Raw genomic sequence first — 910 nt, forward strand, 5'->3', positions numbered from 1 at the left:
GGATCGGGTCGGCTTGTCCCCATCGCCGTGCCTGCGGCGGGTCCGTGCCCTGGAGGCGGCAGGCATCATCAAAGGCTATGCCGCGCTGCTCGACCCCGTGCAGCTTGGCCTCGGCACCAGTGTGTTCGTGCGCGTATGGCTAACCGGCCAGGACGACGAAACCGTGCAGCGGTTTACGGATAGCATCCTCGATCTGCCGCATGTGGTCGAATGCCATATGATGGCGGGCGACTGCGACTTCCTGCTGCGCGTCGTCGCCCGCGACCTTGACGCTTATCGTCGGTTCCAGGCCGAGAAGTTGGCTCGCATCGTCGGCGTCCAGAGCCTAAAAACCGATATTCCGCTCCAGCGCATCAAGGCGACGGCAGCACTGCCGCTTTGATGCGGACGATCGTCGTCGTCGGCCGGATCAAAGTATCAAAGACGCTTGGGCGGCTTGAAGATCAATGACCCAGGTCACGCCGAAGCGGTCGCGGACCATGCCGTACAGAGGGGAGAAGCCGGACGCGGCGAGTGGCTGAATGATAGTCGATCCCTCGACCAGCTTCTCCCAATATACGATTAGCATACCGGCATCGTCGCCACGCACCGAGACGAATACCGGGATCGTGCCGGGGTCCCAGGCGGTCGCTGCCGGCACGTCACATGCCATGACATGGAAGCCGTCCGGTGCTGTCACCTGTCCCCAGATGACCTGATCGGCCTCCACCGGGCTGGTGACCGCGTGAGCATCGGCATAGCTGACGACCGTCAAGTCGCCGCCGAAGACGCTCTGGTAGAAAGCGAGCGCCGCGCGCGCGTCGCCGCGGAAGTTCAGGTGGGTGGTGGTTCGGATGGTCATGGCCGGCTCCTCTTCGTGTTCGACGAGGATCGGTATAATGAGGGTCAACTGTATGCCTCCGGTGAGGAC

General features: G+C 63.1%; 2 protein-coding genes. One reads left to right on the top strand and one right to left on the bottom strand.

The annotated features are described in order from the left end of the window. Window positions 1–382: Lrp/AsnC family transcriptional regulator (locus P7D22_RS23220; RefSeq protein ID WP_319936606.1), on the top strand; the 382-nt coding region annotated here is incomplete at its 5' end. A 27-nt stretch (window positions 383–409) separates the two neighbouring features. Here P7D22_RS23220 and P7D22_RS23225 read toward each other — a convergent pair. Beyond that, window positions 410–910: VOC family protein (locus tag P7D22_RS23225; protein ID WP_319936607.1), on the bottom strand; the 501-nt coding region annotated here is incomplete at its 5' end.

This window comes from Lichenihabitans sp. Uapishka_5 (genome assembly GCF_033947565.1).
Taxonomy (GTDB): Bacteria; Pseudomonadota; Alphaproteobacteria; order Rhizobiales; family Beijerinckiaceae; genus Lichenihabitans.